Source organism: Flavihumibacter sp. UBA7668, assembly GCF_002483205.1.
Taxonomy (GTDB): Bacteria; Bacteroidota; Bacteroidia; order Chitinophagales; family Chitinophagaceae; genus Flavihumibacter.
In genome coordinates this window covers 238416-256612 of sequence record NZ_DLHM01000006.1, presented here as the reverse complement: position 1 = coordinate 256612, position 18197 = coordinate 238416, and the positions used below count along the sequence as shown (strand labels likewise).

General features: G+C 41.1%; 16 protein-coding genes. 4 read left to right on the top strand and 12 right to left on the bottom strand.

The window, feature by feature from the left end:
• Positions 1–58 precede the first annotated feature (58 nt).
• Together recF and B2746_RS17715 are read left to right on the top strand one after the other, a co-directional pair.
• Positions 59–1147: a DNA replication/repair protein RecF gene (gene recF, locus B2746_RS17720; protein ID WP_290796717.1), complete on the top strand. Its 1089-nt coding sequence runs from the start codon at positions 59–61 to the stop codon at positions 1145–1147.
• Positions 1148–1362: 215 nt separating this feature from the next.
• Positions 1363–1794: a DUF721 domain-containing protein gene (locus B2746_RS17715; protein WP_290796715.1), complete on the top strand. Its 432-nt coding sequence runs from the start codon at positions 1363–1365 to the stop codon at positions 1792–1794.
• A gap of 13 nt (positions 1795–1807) precedes the next feature.
• Here the strand turns inward: B2746_RS17715 and B2746_RS17710 are convergent, their stop codons facing one another.
• From B2746_RS17710 to B2746_RS17700, 3 genes are all read right to left on the bottom strand, one after another.
• The gene (locus B2746_RS17710; RefSeq protein WP_290796712.1) at positions 1808–2866 is read right to left on the bottom strand and encodes an ABC transporter permease; all 1059 of its coding nucleotides are present in this window, start codon (positions 2864–2866) and stop codon (positions 1808–1810) included.
• 77 nt (positions 2867–2943) lie between these two features.
• A complete protein-coding gene (locus tag B2746_RS17705) occupies positions 2944–4029 on the bottom strand; it encodes a BT_3928 family protein (protein WP_290796709.1) in 1086 nt (361 codons plus the stop codon).
• A 17-nt stretch (positions 4030–4046) separates the two neighbouring features.
• A complete protein-coding gene (locus B2746_RS17700; protein ID WP_290796706.1) occupies positions 4047–4613 on the bottom strand; it encodes a DUF1599 domain-containing protein in 567 nt (188 codons plus the stop codon).
• 31 nt (positions 4614–4644) lie between these two features.
• On the opposite strand from B2746_RS17700, the gene folP reads away from it, so the two are divergent.
• Complete coding sequence (gene folP / locus B2746_RS17695) at positions 4645–5469, top strand: dihydropteroate synthase (RefSeq protein ID WP_290796703.1); 825 nt, start codon at positions 4645–4647, stop codon at positions 5467–5469.
• A gap of 85 nt (positions 5470–5554) precedes the next feature.
• Here the strand turns inward: folP and B2746_RS17690 are convergent, their stop codons facing one another.
• Positions 5555–6460, bottom strand: a complete 906-nt coding sequence (locus B2746_RS17690) for an FKBP-type peptidyl-prolyl cis-trans isomerase (protein WP_290796701.1) — start codon at positions 6458–6460, stop codon at positions 5555–5557.
• Between the two features lie 3 nt (positions 6461–6463).
• Positions 6464–7477, bottom strand: coding sequence for a DHH family phosphoesterase (locus B2746_RS17685; protein ID WP_290796698.1), 1014 nt, complete (start codon positions 7475–7477; stop codon positions 6464–6466).
• 58 nt (positions 7478–7535) lie between these two features.
• Here B2746_RS17685 and B2746_RS17680 point away from each other — a divergent pair, with 58 nt between their 5' ends.
• Positions 7536–7961: a nucleoside-diphosphate kinase gene (locus B2746_RS17680; RefSeq protein WP_290796694.1), complete on the top strand. Its 426-nt coding sequence runs from the start codon at positions 7536–7538 to the stop codon at positions 7959–7961.
• A 70-nt stretch (positions 7962–8031) separates the two neighbouring features.
• Here the strand turns inward: B2746_RS17680 and B2746_RS17675 are convergent, their stop codons facing one another.
• The 7 genes from B2746_RS17675 to infC all read right to left on the bottom strand — a co-directional run bounded on the left by B2746_RS17675 (position 8032) and on the right by infC (position 18194).
• Positions 8032–8928: a TraB/GumN family protein gene (locus tag B2746_RS17675; RefSeq protein WP_290796692.1), complete on the bottom strand. Its 897-nt coding sequence runs from the start codon at positions 8926–8928 to the stop codon at positions 8032–8034.
• Between the two features lie 3 nt (positions 8929–8931).
• Positions 8932–9792 carry a DUF6089 family protein gene (locus B2746_RS17670; RefSeq protein ID WP_290796689.1) on the bottom strand — a complete coding sequence of 287 codons (861 nt, stop codon included), beginning with the start codon at positions 9790–9792 and terminating at the stop codon, positions 8932–8934.
• Positions 9793–9995: 203 nt separating this feature from the next.
• Entirely contained in the window at positions 9996–11390 is a 1395-nt protein-coding gene (locus tag B2746_RS17665) for an arginine decarboxylase (protein WP_290796686.1), read from the bottom strand.
• 133 nt (positions 11391–11523) lie between these two features.
• A complete protein-coding gene (rplT, locus tag B2746_RS17660) occupies positions 11524–11868 on the bottom strand; it encodes a 50S ribosomal protein L20 (protein ID WP_150847143.1) in 345 nt (114 codons plus the stop codon).
• A gap of 35 nt (positions 11869–11903) precedes the next feature.
• Complete coding sequence (gene rpmI, locus B2746_RS17655) at positions 11904–12101, bottom strand: 50S ribosomal protein L35 (RefSeq protein WP_150847142.1); 198 nt, start codon at positions 12099–12101, stop codon at positions 11904–11906.
• Between the two features lie 117 nt (positions 12102–12218).
• Positions 12219–17489 carry a S8 family serine peptidase gene (locus B2746_RS17650; RefSeq protein ID WP_290796683.1) on the bottom strand — a complete coding sequence of 1757 codons (5271 nt, stop codon included), beginning with the start codon at positions 17487–17489 and terminating at the stop codon, positions 12219–12221.
• A gap of 114 nt (positions 17490–17603) precedes the next feature.
• On the bottom strand, positions 17604–18194 hold the full coding sequence (gene infC / locus B2746_RS17645; RefSeq protein ID WP_290796680.1) for a translation initiation factor IF-3: 591 nt from the start codon (positions 18192–18194) through the stop codon (positions 17604–17606).
• Positions 18195–18197 lie beyond the last annotated feature (3 nt).

Sequence of the window (18197 nt, the reverse complement as noted above, 5' to 3'; positions counted from 1 at the left end):
AAAGATAAGGGAAAAATCAGCTAACCAAGCAGTTAAAGAGTGTAATATTGCATCCATCTTGCTACAGTTGGAATCCATATCGGTTTATCAGTTTAAAAATTATTTGAATGCCCAATGGCAGTTCGATCAACGAATAGTTGCCATTAGCGGTCGTAATGGCATTGGCAAAACCAATCTGCTGGATGCCATCTATTTTCTCTGCTTTACCAAAAGTTACTTCCAGCGTTCAGATTCCCAATTGGTTTTGCATGGTGCCCAGGGCTTACGGGTAGCAGGAATCTTCCAAAAATCAGGAACCCCTGTCGAAGTAACCGGAATCATTCGGGAAACCGGGAAAAAAAGTTTTCTTATAGATGGACAGCCCTGTGACCGGTTATCAGATCATATCGGTCAGTTCCCGGCTGTTTTTATTGCTCCGGATGATGTTCAGATTATTCTAGATGGCAGTGAAGAAAGAAGGCGATTTCTGGATGCATTGCTTTCTCAGATTGATCATGATTACCTGCTTCAGTTAATGAAATACAACAGGGTACTGCAGCAACGCAACAGTTTCTTAAAGCAACAACTGGAAACCGGGCATAGAAATCCTGAATTATTGGAAGTGCTGGACCAGCAATTACTTGAACCTGCAACTTATGTATTTGAAAAACGCAGCTATTTTACCCAACAATTACTGGCGCAGGCCATGGAACGTTATACCGGGATTGCCGGTACCCGGTACGATCTGGAACTCAACTATAAAAGCCCCCTTCAATCCGGAGCGATGTCTGACCTGCTGCGCGAGCATCGTAATCGGGATTTGGCAAGTGGCCGGACACTGGCAGGCATTCATCGCGATGACATCCGGATAATGTTAGCCGGACAACCATTTCGGCAGATCGCATCACAAGGGCAACGAAAAAGTCTCCTGTTTTCCCTTAAATTGGCAGAATTCAGCTTGTTGAAAGAAAAAAAAGGGTTTGCTCCTCTCCTGCTTCTGGACGATGTTTTTGAAAAGCTGGATGCCGACCGAATGCACAACCTGCTGCACGAAGTATGTATGGTGAACGATGGGCAGGTTTTCGTAACGGACACCCATCCGGAGCGGTTGAAAGAGAGTTTCAATAGGCTGGGAACAGGGTATGAGGAGGTGAAAGGTGAAAGGTGAAAGGTGAAAGGTGAGATGTGAGAGGAGAAAGTCAAGTTTGGAGAGAAAAAAGGTAATACGTCCCAGCTCTCCTATCGCACATTTACCTTCTCTCTGCCAAACCTTCTGCTATTAACCAGAAATATCATTCTCCGGGCATTTCAAACTAATCTCCTACTTCTAACTTTCTACTTCTCACTTGCCACTTCCAAAGGGTTGGATCCTGATTTCAGGAAATGGATGTAAAAACGGGACCAATAACACCACAAAGATGCGAAGCAATTTTTATTGGTTGCATCAACAACCAGTTTATTGTGTATTTTTTACATATTTATCTAAAACAGTCAGCTGGCTTGCTGAATTGGCTATTATGTTATCTTTATAATATGGGTGAATATTCATTGGGTGATGCCATTCAGCAATTCCTTCAGAAAAGCAGGCTGAAGGGATCAATACAAGCATTACAGATAACGGAAGTTTGGGAAAACATCATGGGGAAGACGGTGGCACGTTATACAGAAAGCATTAAAATTTATGGTGATAAATTATACATAAGTACTTCCGTAGCTCCCTTGAAACAGGAACTCATTTTTCAGAAGGAACACATCATTGCGCGCGTGAATGAGGCACTGGGAGAAAAAATTATAAAAGATGTAATTATCCAATAATTCCATTCCAGAGTTATATATTTTTAATGCGGGCTCTTGGGTCAATGATTCCATAAAGAAGGTCTGCTAAAAGGTTTACCAAAACAAAAAATCCGGCGGAGACCAATACTGCACCCATAACAACGGGAAAGTCGAGTTTTTCAAGGGCATCCACTGTTAGTTTTCCGATGCCTTTCCATCCAAAAATATATTCTACAAAAAATGCACCGGCCAGTAACTCTGCGAACCAGCCAGTTATTGCTGTCAGTACGGGATTCAATGCATTTCTTAGGCCGTGTTTCCATATTATTTTGCTGAATGGTAGACCTTTTGCTCGGGCCGTACGAATATAATCCTGCTGCATAACATCCAGCAATGAAGCTCTTGTTAACTGAGCAATAATTGCCAATGGGCGAATTCCAAGTGTAAGGGCTGGTAAAATCAGGTTTGATAAGGTGAGCGTTGGTACCCCAGTTTTTGTATTGAGATCAAACCAGGAGCCGGTCATATGTAGGCCGGTATATTGATTCCAGACAAAACCAAAAAGATAGGCAATGGCGATAGCCATAAAAAAAGAAGGCGATGAAATTCCGAGTATGCTGGTGAAGATGGCAGTGGTATCCATCCATGTTCCTTTTTTCAAAGCTGCCAAAACTCCAATTGAAATGCCGGCGCAGGTGGCCAATAACATAGCTGCAGCTGCCAACAGCAATGTTCCGGGCAGTGCTTCCCTTATAATAGTTCCAACTTCTCTCCTGCTTTGGTAAGAAGTTCTGAGATAAGGAATTTTTAACCCGATTTTTTTTGACCCGGTAGTAATAAATACCCCCTGCAATCCCTTTCGATTGATTTCATCTTCACTATGCAAGCCAATTGGTGAAACATCATTCAGGTAAGCCAGGAACTGTTTCCATTTGGGTTGATCAAGGTATAATTCACGGCGAATATTTTCCTGGGTTGTCTGGTCAGCTCTTTGTCCCATTACCAGGCGGCTCGGATCACCAAATCCCTGAAACAGGAAAAATACCAGAACTACAACACCAAGCAGTACTGCAACACCATAAATTGACTTATTTATAAAATATTTCAGCATGCTGTTCCTTTGTTGCTTTACCCAGTGGCAAAAAATCCAAGCCCTCTACCTTCATCTTTTTCTCCTTCTCCCCCCTACTACCTTACTGCCTTCTTCTCCACCACCACTCCATCAATTAGCCGATATAATGTAGCGGGATAACGAGCCGCTGTTTTCACCGCAACAGCATCGGAGCGGAAAACCAATACAGGTGTTTTGGCTGCTGTTAGAAATGTTTCAACTTCCTCGGCAATGGGTGTTATTATATAGACAGGTCTGCCGTTTGAACTGACAGTGGAAGCCAACTGATTTAATTCATCGAGAATTGATTTTTTATCATTTTCATTAAGCGCCTGGATGAACAGCCAATGCATTTCACCGGATTGAGCCAATATAGCATCAGTAGTATCCGTACCATTTGGCGCAAGTAAGACAAAGTCCTTTATTTTGGGTTCCGCATTTCCTTTTCTAATAAGTTTATCATACCGCCGGACAAAAGAATAAACGGACTCATCAAAATCATCCGGAAACTGGTCAGCCGTGAACTCCAGTTCCTGTCCGGCTTTATTATAAACAAAGGTGATGACTGTACTATCAGGAATAGCACCAGCTGGAATTTTCATTTGTTCACTTATCCGGGCCCCTTTTTTATAAGGTAAACAGTCCAATATTGGAAGATAATTCAGCACATACCATTGTAATCCAAAACTGAAAAATGTGGTAAGCGCAAGAATAAGCAGGCTGTTTCGGCTATTCATGGACGTTGTAATCCCGTGTCTGTTTACAAAAAGGAGGAGAATTCCTCCTAAAAGAAGGAGATCTTTGATAAAAGACTGATCTGCAGTAAGGGGAATGCAATCTCCAAAACAGCCACAGGTTTTTATTTTACCGGAGAACAGGGCATATCCCGTAAGAAATGTAAAGAAGATAATCAGTAATAATAATAACCAGCTGAAAAGGCGCATTTGCCATCCAATAATAACTGCAACACCTGCGATAATTTCAAATGCAATCATCAAAACGGAGAATGCAAGTGTAAAATCATTTAAACTGTGTAATCCCCATACTTCAAAAAACTCCTGCATTTTATAGCTGAGTCCGAGAGGATCATTCGCTTTTATTAAGCCTGAAAAAATAAACAGAATACCTACAAGGTATCGGGTTATTGTAAGAATTACTTTCATATTACTGGTTCTGTAGCTTAGTGTTTCCCTTCTTCCAATAAGATCAGGGCAAAGGCTGCATAATTAAAGATATCAAGATAATTCGCATCTATTCCTTCACTGATCAATGTTTGTCCGTCATTGGCAAGAATTTGCCGTATTCTTAAAAGTTTGGCAAGGATGAGATCGGTAAAACTTTGCTGGCTCATATCACGCCAAGCCTCCCCATAGTCATGATTTTTTTCCGACATAAGAGATCTTGCCCGGTTTACCTGTTCGTCATACAATTGATTAACCAGTTCTGTCGGCAGGTTTTCAGCAGGCTCCTTTTTTAAATCAAGTTGCATCAAACCAATGACCGCATAATTGAGAATTCCCATGAATTCAGACTTGATGCTATCCCCGATTAATTGTTTTTTATTCTCCTGAATGGTCCGAATACGTTTGGCTTTTATAAAAATTTGATCCACTACAGATATGGGTCTGTAAACGCGCCAGGAAGTACCATAATCACGGGTTTTTTGTATAAAAATTTCCTTGCATTCCAAAATTGCCTGGTTATATTGAGCTGGTGTATTGTACATGGGTTCGAATAAAATGTTCATCTTTATCCTTCAAAAATAAGGATTCACCCGCATGTATACCCTTAATTGCAGAGGAGCTTTAATTGAGTTGGATCAGCCAGTTGTAATGGGAATTATTAATCTGACCCCAGATTCGTTTTTTGCTGGCAGCAGAAAACAGCAATTGGAAGAGGTAATTTCAAAAGCAGAACAACTGATTCAGGAAGGTGCTTTTTTCCTTGACATAGGTGCACAGAGCACACGTCCGGCTGGGGATTATCTTTCTGCTGAAAAAGAATGGGAGCGACTGGTGCATGTGTTACCAGAATTAATTGACCGGTTTCCCAAAACCCTGTTTTCCATTGACACCTTTCATGCAGCTGTTGCTGAGCAGGCAGCCCATGCCGGAGTACACCTAATAAATGATATAAGTGCCGGGCGTCTGGACCCCAACATGTTAGCTGTTGTTGCTCAGGCAGGAATACCATTTATTGCAATGCATATGAAAGGAACGCCGCAAACCATGCAATCATTGGCTACATATGATGATATAATGCTGGAGATGACAGATTATTTTCTGGAACGTATTTCAAGTTGTAAAGCATCCGGTATAAAAGATTTGATTCTTGATCCTGGTTTTGGATTTGCCAAAACCATTGATCAGAATTTTCGCTTATTGCAACAGTTGGATCAATTCAGGGTATTGGAAAATCCATTACTGGTAGGACTTTCCCGTAAATCCATGATTACAAAAACCCTCGGCGTACCGGTGGATGAAGCACTTAACGGTACAACTGTTCTCAATACAATCGCATTAATGAAGGGGGCAAAAATTTTGAGAGTACATGATGTAAAGGCAGCGGTTGAAGCGATAAAATTGGTGAAAGGTGAAAGGTGAAAGGTGAAAAGAGAAAAAGCCGCCCGGTTTCCCGAACGGCTTTCTCATGTGCGTGTGTATCAGCTATTTAAACAAATCGAATGACTTATTGTTTTCCATCAACCGGGGGCATCATAGGATTTTGCTTTGGTTGAGGAGCCTGATCATTGATATCAACCAATTCGATATCAAACATCAGAGCTTCATTTGGTTGTCCACCAGGACCCGGACGTGAACCATAAGAAAGAAATCCTGGAATGTACAAAGTACCTTTTCCACCTTTTGCAAATTCTTTCAAACCTTCATCCCATCCCGGAATAACCTGACCCATTCCCAGAGGGAAGGTAATCGGATCTTTTCCGGCCTCCATGGTAGATTCGAATTCCTTACCGGTAGCCATAATTTTACCACGGTATTTCACGGAGATATATTTACCTGAATCAGCTTTGGCCCCTTCACCCGGATTATCAATTTTAACGTATGTACCTTTTCCTATTTTGGTAGCGGTAATATTATTCTTCTTGATATATTCATCAACAACAGCCTGATCACGGTCTTTTTGTCCGGACATTTCTTTATCCTGGGCAGCCTGAACCTGCTGTTCATTATCCAGTATATCAGATACTTTCAGATATAGATATAGCTTATCCCCTTTTTTCATGAAAGGCGGTAACATCGGATTCTGTTTCATCAGGCTGTCAACCTCCTGAACAACAACTACGCTGTCACCTTTTGAAAGAAAACGAAATACTTCTGCTGCATTATAAACCGGACCAACACTGTCTACCCTTGCAAAAACAGGCACACCACCATTGGAAGTCATTAATACGGAGTCATTGATTTTTTGCGTATAGTGCACCTGGAGGAATTGGCCGATTTTAACTTGCGGACCACTACCCTTTTCTACAATTTTATACGTTATACCGCTGGCTGTTTTACTGTAGTCGGTACTACCACAGGCTGCAAACATGGTTGCAGCAATTACTGTTGAGAATACAAGCGTTTTTGTCATTTTTTATATCAGTTGAAATTCTGATGCATTTTCTTTGAGCACCTTTTTAAAAGTTTTTACGGTATCTTCCAGAGAAGCGCTGCTGCGTCCACCTGCAGCATTAAAATGGCCTCCTCCTTCAAAAAACCGACGGGCAAAGGTATTGACATCTACATTACCCTTGCTCCTAAAGCTCCATTTTCTTTCTTCATCCCGATCAATACAGATCGCCGCCATTTTTATGCCACCTATGGAAAGTGGGTAGTTTACCAAACCTTCCGTATCTCCTGTTTTAATGTCATATCGCAGGAGATCGTTTTTGGTTACATAAATAAGTGCAGCATTAAATTCATAATAAACTTCCATCCGGTTTGTCAGCACATGGCCGATAAAACGAAGACGGCTTTCCATGAAATTATCATAAATATATTCATGTACTTTGGTGTGTTTCAGGCCAGTCGCTTTCAAACCTGCAGCCATTTTATGTACATTGGCGTTAGCAGCAGGAAAACGAAAGGAGCCAGTATCACCGATTAATCCGGCATACAGACAAGCAGCTACATCTACAGTAAGATGGGCATCGAGACCGGCATCCAGAATAAAATCATAGATCATCTCACAGGTACTGCTCTTTGTTGTGTCGCTGATTCCAAAATCAAAACTTTCCACGGCAGGTTGCTGGTGGTGATCAATTAATACCTTGGCAGGGGTTGCCTGTTCAATTATCGGTGCCAGGCTTTTGGTACGGCTAAGGGTATTAAAATCAAGGCAGAAAATCCAGTCGGCCTGATTAATGATTGTAGTAGATTTTTCTCGGGTAATTTCAAAATTCAGTACATCCTCAGCACCTGGCATCCAGTCTAGAAATGCAGCCCAATTGGTTGGAGAAATTACGGTAACTGTATGTCCCAGTGCTTTTAAAACCTGGCTAAGCGCAAGGGAAGAACCCAACGCATCCGGATCTGGCTTCTGGTGGGTAGTAATGACAACTTTTCCTGGCTGCGCCAGTTTCGGGTAAATATGGTGAATAGGTAGCATAAAGCCGGGCAAATGTAGGGAAAAATAGCTACCTTTGCGCCCCAAAGAGCAAGTATATATGAGTAACAGAACATTCACAATGATTAAACCCGATGCGATGAAAAATGGCCATGCAGGTGCTATTATCGATCGGATTATCAAGGAAGGATACCGCCTGGTTGCCCTTAAACTAACCAAGCTAAGTGCCGAAAAGGCAGGCGAATTTTATGCAGTACATAAAGCGCGTCCTTTTTACGGTGAACTGGTTGAGTTTATGAGCAGTGGTCCGATTATCGCAGCCATTCTGGAAAAAGACAATGCCGTAGCATCTTTCCGTTCCCTGATTGGAGCTACCGATCCAGCTAAAGCGGAGGAAGGAACTATCCGGAAATTATTTGCTACTTCACTTGGTGAAAATGCGGTTCACGGAAGCGACAGTGATGAAAATGCAGCAATTGAAGGTGCGTTTTTCTTCAGTGGGATGGAAGAAGTGAATGGTAAATAGTGAATGGTGAAAAGAAGAATTAGAGAGGCCTCCGCATGGAGGTCTTTTTTATTGACGCTAATTCAGGGATTTATTGGATACTTGTTAGGGAACAATTATTATTTTCAACAGGCCGGATCGTATAACCGGCTTTTCGAAGCAGGTTTAATATACCTTTTTCGCCTGGAAGATGAGCTGCCCCAACTGCAAATAAAACTGATTGATTTTTCATGGCTGCTTCCATTGGTGCTATCCAGTTGGCATTTCTTCCGAATAAAAATAATTCGAGATAAGAACTTACACCTCCCTCCTCTTCCAGTGTCAGCTTTTCAATCTGATCAAGATCCTGGGACCGATAAATTTCGGCCATTCTGTTCGTAAAACTATCCTGTTTGGCCTCTTCATCGATTGTTTTCAACAATTCTTTAGCCTGTTCTGAATAAGGAATGCTGTCAAAAACACTGGCCTGAAATGCAATTGATTCCAATCCACTTATTAGCTTGCCTTCTTTTTTTGCCTGCCGCATTATCAATTCTTCCATGCCAGTTTTGGAGGTGCAGGGCATTTTAGACTCACTTAACATAGCAGCTACAAAATAGGGTTTGAAGCGCTCCATCATACTCAGTGGTAAAACCGTTTTATTATTTGAAAAGTACTCCTTAACACGCTGGTACTCATCTGGACTTAGAAGATCAGCAATTTTTTTATCATCCTTCATTCTGATATACTTAAAAACTCCCAGCATTTCTCCGGGGTTGTCCATATCAATTTCGAAAAACACCTGTTCAGACTTACTGATGGCTGCTACAAGACTATCACTCATCATTTCTTCTGCAGCACACAAAACGTGCATGGTGCCAAAAATATAAGAGGATTTAGGAAGACCTTTTCCATTTATTTCCCATAACAACGTTTTAGGCTGCTGGGCAGCGAGTTGAAAACATTGAATAAAAAGGCTTAAAACGATAAGTGTTAAACGATAGTTCATGAATCAATTGATATTACGGGGACAATCGAGTTGGCGCCCCATGGATTTACCACGGTAACCACCTGCTCTTCCGCCACCCAGCCGGAAATTTACTGTGATTCCCTGAAAATAATACCAATCTTTAAACTCAGGTCCTCCACGTGTACCTCCGGTAGGATAATTCAGATTACCATCTTTCAATTCATCACCCCGGTAGGCAAGATCCACTGCGAGTTGGCCTCTACCTGCAAGCAGGATAGCAGGGTCCACATAATTGGTACTAACATCATCCAGATAATCAGTAAATGTCTTACGCATTCCTATTTCATAGCCGAGCGTAATCTGATCATTTAGCCGTAATTGAATACCTCCTCCGAAAGGGATGGTTAACTGTACTCTGCTATACATAGCCCGATCAGGGAATGCAGTCAGTCCCTGCCCTTCCGTACCAAGTGGCTGCAGGTAAAACTTATTTCCAAGGGTATCGTGTGTATATGGATCAAATCCAAACACACCTAATCCGGCTACCAGGTAGGGCGTCCATCTTTTTTCTTCAAGATCCAAAATACGGTACATAAATTGAACATTTCCTTCCAGAATCTGAGATTTAAAACTCAGGTTCCGTGCCCTTAAGCCCGCATCTTTGTTAAAACGATCATCCCCACTGATCCTTCCGTAATTGGCCATTCCACGCACCGCAAAATGTTTGTTAATATCATACTGAACACCAATTCCAATAGCTATCTGTGCCTGTTGGGTTGTAAATCTGCGGTCCTGTAAATCTCCCTGATAATTTGCAACACCACCAAAACCAGTTAAATGCCAGCCCTGTGCCATAAGGGATACAGGGAAAAATGCTAATAAGCCAAAAAGAATTGTACGCATAAAGCAGGTTGTATAAAGTAAATTAGCAAGTTTTAAGCCAAGCTCTTAGCGTTAAAACACCCATACTTAGTATATCAGGTGGCAACAGATTTTTACAGATACTAAAAACGTGGATTTTTTCACAAAATTCCTAATCGTTTATACTTATCTGTTAATAAAAAAAGTCCCTATTGGGACTTCTTTTATTAACAAGGCGAAATTATTTAATACCCTAAAATCTTCAGCATACTTTGCGCTGATTGTTCTTTGGCATAAACCCAATCGACCAGTTTACCGTTTTTATCGTGCCCTACAATTATATGTTTGGGTGATGGAATCATGCAATGTTTAATCCCCCCATACCCACTAATCTGATCCTGGTATGCACCTGTATGAAAGAAGCCCAGATAAAGAGGTTCACCAACACCAGCTTTAGGCAGGAAAACCTCATTGATATGTTCTTCGGAGTCGTAATAATCATGACTATCGCAGGTAATACCACCGAGTACAACCCGTTGGTATTCTTCATCCCATTTATTTATTGGCAAAAGTAAAAACCGTTCGCCAATGCCCCATGTATCAGGAAGGGTTGTAATAAAAGAGGAGTCAATCATATACCAGATTTCACGATCGTTCTGGGTTTTCTGTGCAATAACAGAATAAATATGCGCCATACTCTCTCCTACCGTATAACTTCCAAATTCAGTATAAATATTTGGCATTGGAACCTTTGCCTTTTTACAGGCAACCTTGATATTGCTAACGATTTCATTGATCATGAACTGGTAATCATAATCAAAACCAAGAGAATGTTTGATAGGGAATCCTCCACCAATATTTATGCTATCCAACTCCGGGCAGATTTTTTTCAACTGGCAATAAAGGTTGATCACTTTATTTAATTCTGACCAGTAATAAATATCGTCCTTAATACCTTTATTCAGGAAGATATGCAACATCTTCAACTGAAATTTATTTTCATAACCTTCGATCTGGTCTACATAAAATTCCAGAATATCTTTTGCTCTGATACCCAAACGGGAGGTATAAAAGGGAAAATTTGGTTCTTCTTCAGCAGCTACCCGGATCCCCAGTTTAAAAGGTGCACGAACTGATTTACGATAATCATCCAATTCATTCACATTATCCAGAACCGGAATTACGTTTTTAAATCCGCTGTTGATCAATCCGGCTATGCGTTTGGTATAGGTTTTTTGTTTAAACCCATTACAGATGATAAAAGTCTCTTTATTGATTTTCTTTTTTGCGTAGAGTTTTTTAATAATATCGATATCATACGCATAAGATGTTTCGAGATGGATATTATGCTTTAAAGCTTCTTCCACTACAAAGGAAAAATGTGAGCTTTTTGTGCAATAACAATAAAAATACTCCCCTTCATATTTATGCTTTTTGAAAGCATTTGCAAACATTTGTTTGGCTTTATTGATCTGCATACCAATTTTTGGTAAATAGGACAATTTTAAGGGAGTGCCATATTTATCGATTAGTGCTTTCAAATTGAGGCCATTGAATTGGAGGTAATCGTCTTTTACCTCGAAACCTTCCTGGGGAAAATTGAAGGTTTGGTCTACCAGGTCAAAGTAGGTATTGTTCATCTAGCGGAAAACGTGATTAATTGGGTGAATCATATAAGCTACAAACCTATAAGAAAATCATGAATTAAATGCAAATAAAAAACCGGCTTCCTGGAAGAAGCCGGTTAAATTTTTCGGATGCATTTCTTGCAAATTATTTTACGGAAGCAACCAGGGCTTTAAAAGACTCCGGGTTGTTCATAGCCAGGTCAGCTAGTACTTTGCGATCCAGCGTAATCCCTTTCTCATTCAGTTTATGAATGAAAACGGAATAAGTCAGACCTTCTTCGCGTACTGCTGCATTGATACGGGCAATCCAAAGTGCACGGTATTCGCGCTTCTTTAGTTTACGACCAACATAACTGTAGGTCATCCCTTTTTCAACCAGGTTTTTGGCTACTGTATATACATTCTTACGTTTACCGTAATATCCTTTTGCTTGATCAAGGATTCTTTTTCTGCGAGCTCTTGAAGCTACTGCGTTTACTGAACGAGGCATATGCTAATGAGTTTAAATTTGGTGGTTAAATAAGCTTATTTAAGACCCAGCAGGCGTTGAACAAAGAACATATTGGAATCTGCTACTACGCCGGCTTTGCGCATACCTCTTTTACGTTTGGTCGATTTTTTGGTCAGAATGTGACGCTTAAATGATTTCTGATGCGTAATTTTTCCTGATGCTGTCACCTTGAAACGCTTTTTTGCGCTTGAATTGGTTTTTACCTTTGGCATTCTTATAACTTAACTAAGTTACGCCCTGCTGGCGCCCCACACCGGTGGAGACTTATGGAGCCATTTGGGCAATACCATCATGTTGCCATGATGCCCCTAAGGGAGCGCAAAGGTAGGTCAGTTTCCGGAAATAACCAACCTTACTGTCTTTTTTTGTTTACCGGTACTTACCCCTACTACATAAACACCGGCCGGAAGGCCCCTTGTTAAGGGGGCGAGACTCATCCAGTGTTGGCCAACTCCAACAGTTACTGCGGAGTTGGCGAGTCGTTTACCTCCGATATCCGTCAATTCCAGATGCAAACGGGCACCATCCAACCTGTTCAGTTGAAGCTTAATCTGATCTCCTCTACCAGGATTTGGATAAATCTGCACATTCAACTCCTTTTCAAATTGAACCACCCGAATGGCGGAATACCGTATGGTCCCATTAGAACCAACCAGTTTTAAACGGTAAAAATAGGTACCGGGAGCAATTATATCGGTATCTGAATAAACAGCAGACAATTCAGAAGTCGGAGTAATAACATTTCTTAAAATTGGCAGAAAGCCTCTATCAGAAGAAGTTGATCGCTCCAGCTCAGCCAGTTCAATACCCTGCCAGGAGACCACAGACCAATTCAAATTAACGGCATTTTCATTATCAGATCGAACTGCATTAAAATCCAATGGAGAAAGTGTTGTATTTCTACCCAAGTAAAATTCACCGTAAAATGTAGTTGGTAGCTCCACGAAATATCCTTTATCGTAAGGAATCAGGTCGAATCCCGAAGGGTCCCAAACTGTTTCGTACCCGGAAACATTATCCGATAGACGATTATTAAGCGTAGCTGGCGGACCTCCATAACGAAATATAGAAAGATCATAAGCGCTCAATTTTTGGGAACAGGTGTCACAAGGATGCGCATCCAACCAGTTCTGAATTTTTTCATCTGGCAGATAAAAACGAGCTATTCCTTTCTTTACACCAGCCTGTCCGCTACTATTCAGGGTCCAGTTAAGTGGCAAGACTTCATTTCCCGAAAAATCTAAGGTTCCTTCCGTTTGAGAATAGGTTATACTAATTGGTCCTTCCTCGTTATTTTCGCATTTTAGTTCTGCCAACAGTTGTCCGGATGCCAAAACAGGACTAAAATTGGAGCTTCCAACCCGGATGTTTTGTACCGGGTGACTATTCCCCATAAATAATGGATAAACTCTGTTATATAAATGAAAATCATCCAATAAGAATCCGCCTGGTAATCTGGGCATAACATTTGAAGTATCATTTCTTGCCAGGGATAACAACCTGAATTGAATGGTCGAAATGCCTTCCGGAAGTTTGGAACTGATAACTCTCCAGCGATCAAATCCAGGTTGATCACAACCTAACCATGCAGACCGATCAGGATTATTGTACCAGTTAACTTGATCCGACTGAGCAATAAGCGGGATCCAGATTTTTCCAGTATCTATTGAATATTCAAGAAAAACAGAATCCTTGCTTTCGCATAATTGTTTATTTACCGACGCTGAGATATACGGTTGTTTCATGCCATTCAGATCAAAAAGCGGACTTAGGAGGTAGCCTGAAGGAACAATAAAACCAATTCCTTGTGTAGAAGCAATCCATTGAGTACCCCAAAAAGAATTACCGTTTGCTGGTTTAAAAGGCGCGATTGATTCCGACAGGTTAGAAGAATGTTCATAAAGGAAGGTTGAGCCCCATCCCGCTTTACCGGATTCGAATCCCTCCCTATATGGAAAACTGTTTATTTTTTTTACATAAGTCAAAGCTGCTACCAAACTATCATCAGATAGATTCAGATCGCCTACAGTATGAACCCAGGCTTTAACCAGAGCCACAGCATTTGGCCAGTCATTGACATCTACGGTGAACCCTAAGATGGCTGTATCTCCGGCCGGAATGGAAGGTAGCTCGAGGTATTGAAGATTGCCATCAGGTGGTTGAATGGAAAACTGTACGGCGGCACTAGAAACCTGTTTGTTATTTCTTGCCCATAATCGGAACTGTAGCGAATCACCATCGGTTGTAAATTGTTTTTGGTAGGTTAGATAAATCAGACTTATATCTTCCTCTGCCTTAAAAAAACGAAGCTGACGAAATACATTGAGTATGTTTTGATAACTACTATGAACAATTCGGAATCTTATCTGAAAACTTGAGCTGAATTCCTGTCCAGCATTCGCAAGCAGATTACTAATATTCAGGAAATCAATTTTGGGCTGTTGTGTAAAGGGATCAAGTAACGCTACACCAATCCAGGAGGAAGTATCATTACCGCGAATAAAACAATCCATTTTGACTTGTGAAAAATCGGGGATATCCAGTGACATTCGGATATCATCCATCACATTATAGTTCGTAAAATTATAATTACCAATTAGTTGAATTGATTGGCCTTCTATTTTACTAGTGATAAAAATGCCGTCTGAATTGCGTGCTTCCAGGTTTATTGCGGGTGAGTTAAGTTGGGCATCCCATGCTGGCAGCCCGGCAAGGCCGGAATAACCAGGAATCTTGTAAATGGTATCCTTTAATTGTTGTAAAGATTCTGTAAATGGCAACTCAACCGGATCCGACTGAAGATACCGCCAAAAAATGGCGGCGCTGTCATTAGATGGATCCGGATCATTTCGCTTAAAAATTGCAAGTTGATAATAAGCAGATTCACCTGGAATACCAGTTGGACGAAGACGGGTAACCCAATTGTACGTTTGTCCGCTTACCCAGGTTCTAACAAGTGTGTCTTGCCCTATTTCGTTGTTATTTTTTAGCAGCTTCAAATACACTGTATCCGAGATACTGGTTGTCCCTTCGTTTCTAACCTGTACGGTAAAGGGAGCAATTGAATCAATTACAGAGGGATTTCGGCTAACAAGAAACGAATCCGAGACAGCAATTGATAAATCTTCATTTAAGCCGGAAGTACTACATATTACTGGCCGGGTAAGAATTCTCTTTGCAATAGAGCGTTCTCCAATTTTTTGATTAAGTATTGGTTGTAGGCTCACCCAATATGGCTTTCCTGTTTTTAGACCCTGGATTTTGTACACCGAATCGGAACTGAAAGCGATTGTTTCCATTTCAGTTCCATTGTACAGAAGAATGGCTATTGAATCAAGATTGGAGGGTTTTTTCCATTCAACTGTAATAGATGATTCGCATTCACTTGAAACCGTAAAGTTCATTTCAGGTAAAACACTGAAAGGCGCAGAAATCCGTTCCTGGCCAGATCCGGGATGGGTGATTTTCAACAAAACATTTGAATTGGTAAATCCGGGTAAGGTCCAATTTTTACGGCCAATTTCGGTAGCAGAACCTGGTATTTCATTCCAGTTAAGTCCACCATTGGTAGAATAAAAAAAGCCAAATTCATCAGATTCGTGCGTTGGATAACGCCATTGAATTATACGTCGCTGGCCATGTTTAAAAAGTTCACCACCTGCAGGTTGAATCAATTCAAAGTTGATATCTTCCCAGTTATATACTACTTTAAAGGACTGGGAACCAAATGGAAGCTCAAACCCTTTTATTCTGATTTGGTAACGACCGGGTAAGGCACGATCAATAACTACCTGTTCAATATTATTCAGGTGATCTTTTCCTCTTGTAGCCTGGTTTAAGACTCCGGCTGCACTGGTATCCAATACAAATGGTTCATAAACTGACCCATCTGGCAACTGCACTGTTAAATCCAGGTCATTCACAAGTGCTTTTGAAGAATAATAGGAGGCTGGCAGATCGTGCCAATAGAGAAGAATTTTGAAATCCGCCACTTCTTCTTCAAGGTTAATTTCAAAAACCTGGTCTTCCTGGTGCTCTATCGTACCTGAAAACCAGCTTTTTTTATTCAGGGTTTCTACCGCTTTTTTAATATTCAACCAGCCAAATCCATTTGCAAAATCAACATACCGGGTTCCGATGTCAGTTGCAGTATTGCAAACCAGTGCTTTCATTAAAGCGCCATCCGGATCATTGGCATTATTCAATTGTCTGTATCTTTCATAAAGAAGAGCAAGTGCACCGCTGACCTGAGGACTGGACATACTTGTTCCGTCCAGTCTTCCGTAGCCATTGTTGGTACCAGTTGAAAGAACATTCGTACTAATTGCTACAATTTCTGGTTTTACCCTACCATCAAGTGTTGGTCCTTTAGAATAAACTGAAGTGGAACCACTTTCATTGGTGCCACCAACAGTTATAACATTTTTTGCTGCCTGGAATGCATTGTCAATTGTCCGGTAACTAACCGGATAATTACCACAGGTAAGTGTTCCGGTATTTCCTGCAGCAAAAACATGCATTAGGTGAGGCATATCCAGTAATTGCTGGTCGGCCTGACCGCAAAAGCCGGAATACTGACCGGAATAGGGCAAACAGAAACTACCGGCGCCATACGAATTATTGGTTATAACCATACGCTTTTGGTTATAAAGTGCAGGCGTTTGGAAAATTATATTATTAAAATATTCCACTTCCAGCCTAGCATCGTATGCAAATCCACGCATGATTGGGTTTACATGGCCTTTCCCGGCCAATGTGCCGGCAACATGTGTTGCATGAAAGCTGCCGTTATAAAGTTGGCCATCTTCATAATAATTGTGATCGATGTGGTAAATTCTACCTGCATCCCCTATACCAACGGTAATTCCTTTACCAGTTAAACCGGGTGTTGAGGCATTTCCCTGGTGAATCAGATTACCAAAATGTGATTCCGTTCCAATTATATTTAAAGCGAAAAGTTCAGGTACCGGCATGGCATATAGAACAAAAGGCTGGGTCAGTAATTCTTCAAGCGAAGCTTCGCTTAGCCTGATTTCCAGCATTCTGTTATAAAGTATTTTAAAATCGGCTGATAATGGAGCATCTTTCCCCAACAAGTTCTGGATTTTCTGTAAGGCAGATACAGAATCCATTCCAGGTGCCAGCCATACATGAAATTTTCTATTATTTTTTTCAGATGCTGCTTGTACTTTTCTGACTGAATAAATTTCTTTTTCTTGTTTAATTGAAGATGGTGGCTCAAAAACTCCTATTATCCCCAATGATTTCAGTTCTATATCTGTAAGTGGATTAGCTACTGTTGCCAGATAAACATTGGATGGAATATATTCATGTAACGCTATCCCTTTGGCGGATAAGTGTTTTTTTTCAACCGGACCAGGTATCTGGCGAAATTTCAGAAAAAAAACTTGTCTATTATTCCCAATACCTGTCTTTCCCAGACGAAAAGGTACAGGAGATAACATGGCAAAACGTTGATTTGCAGTAGGCTCCTTAAAAAGTACGGGTCGGGTACCTCCGGCCGGGGTTTGCGCCTGTCCAATTGCATTGAAGGATAAAACAGTCAGCAAAACCCTGACAAACAGCAGGGGTTTAGGCATAAAAAAGATATCTACTTAAATATAACTAAGAAATGGGCAATTTTCTTGTTTGTTTAATTGAATTTAATGACAAAAGCCCGCAATCGCGGGCTTTTGTCTTATTTTTTGAGTTTGTTATTCTCCACCTTCTTTTTTCTTCTTCTGGCTCTTCGGTGCCCATATGGCGAGCATTCGCTTGCCCTCCATTTTAGGCATTCCTTCCAAAACACCAAATTCGGATAGGCGTTCTGCGAATTTCAGCAGGAGTAATTCTCCCCGATCTTTGAATTGTATAGCACGACCACGAAACTGAACATAGGCTTTTACCTTATTACCTTCCTTCAAAAATTCTTCCGCGTGTTTTGCCTTGAAATTAAAGTCATGGTCGTCCGTATTCGGCGTAAAACGAATTTCCTTTACCTCACTTTGCTTGGCTTTCGCCTTCATTTCCTTTTCTTTCTTCTTCTTTTCGTAAAGGAATTTATTATAGTCAATAATCCGACAAACCGGAGGATCTGCGTTCGGAGATATTTCGACCAGATCTAATCCCTGGTCTTGCGCCATTCGTTGTGCTTCCTGGATGGAATACACACCAACTTCTACATTCTCCCCAACCAATCGAACCTGCGGTACGCGAATCATCTGGTTGGTTCTGTGTTCCTGTTGCTGTTCTTTTTTGAACCTCGGATTGAAAGCCCCCCTCGGAGGCCTGGGTGGAAATGCCATTTA

Bases quoted from the DNA above. Each gene is read 5' to 3' on its own strand.
- B2746_RS17715 (WP_290796715.1), top strand. From the start codon at position 1,363: ATGGATGTAAAAACGGGACCAATAACACCACAAAGATGCGAAGCAATT.
- B2746_RS17710 (WP_290796712.1), bottom strand. From the start codon at position 2,866: ATGCTGAAATATTTTATAAATAAGTCAATTTATGGTGTTGCAGTACTG.
- B2746_RS17705 (WP_290796709.1), bottom strand. From the start codon at position 4,029: ATGAAAGTAATTCTTACAATAACCCGATACCTTGTAGGTATTCTGTTT.
- B2746_RS17700 (WP_290796706.1), bottom strand. From the start codon at position 4,613: ATGAACATTTTATTCGAACCCATGTACAATACACCAGCTCAATATAAC.
- folP (WP_290796703.1), top strand. From the start codon at position 4,645: ATGTATACCCTTAATTGCAGAGGAGCTTTAATTGAGTTGGATCAGCCA.
- B2746_RS17690 (WP_290796701.1), bottom strand. From the start codon at position 6,460: ATGACAAAAACGCTTGTATTCTCAACAGTAATTGCTGCAACCATGTTT.
- B2746_RS17685 (WP_290796698.1), bottom strand. From the start codon at position 7,477: ATGCTACCTATTCACCATATTTACCCGAAACTGGCGCAGCCAGGAAAA.
- B2746_RS17680 (WP_290796694.1), top strand. From the start codon at position 7,536: ATGAGTAACAGAACATTCACAATGATTAAACCCGATGCGATGAAAAAT.
- B2746_RS17675 (WP_290796692.1), bottom strand. From the start codon at position 8,928: ATGAACTATCGTTTAACACTTATCGTTTTAAGCCTTTTTATTCAATGT.
- B2746_RS17670 (WP_290796689.1), bottom strand. From the start codon at position 9,792: ATGCGTACAATTCTTTTTGGCTTATTAGCATTTTTCCCTGTATCCCTT.
- B2746_RS17665 (WP_290796686.1), bottom strand. From the start codon at position 11,390: ATGAACAATACCTACTTTGACCTGGTAGACCAAACCTTCAATTTTCCC.
- rplT (WP_150847143.1), bottom strand. From the start codon at position 11,868: ATGCCTCGTTCAGTAAACGCAGTAGCTTCAAGAGCTCGCAGAAAAAGA.
- rpmI (WP_150847142.1), bottom strand. From the start codon at position 12,101: ATGCCAAAGGTAAAAACCAATTCAAGCGCAAAAAAGCGTTTCAAGGTG.
- B2746_RS17650 (WP_290796683.1), bottom strand. From the start codon at position 17,489: ATGCCTAAACCCCTGCTGTTTGTCAGGGTTTTGCTGACTGTTTTATCC.
- infC (WP_290796680.1), bottom strand. From the start codon at position 18,194: ATGGCATTTCCACCCAGGCCTCCGAGGGGGGCTTTCAATCCGAGGTTC.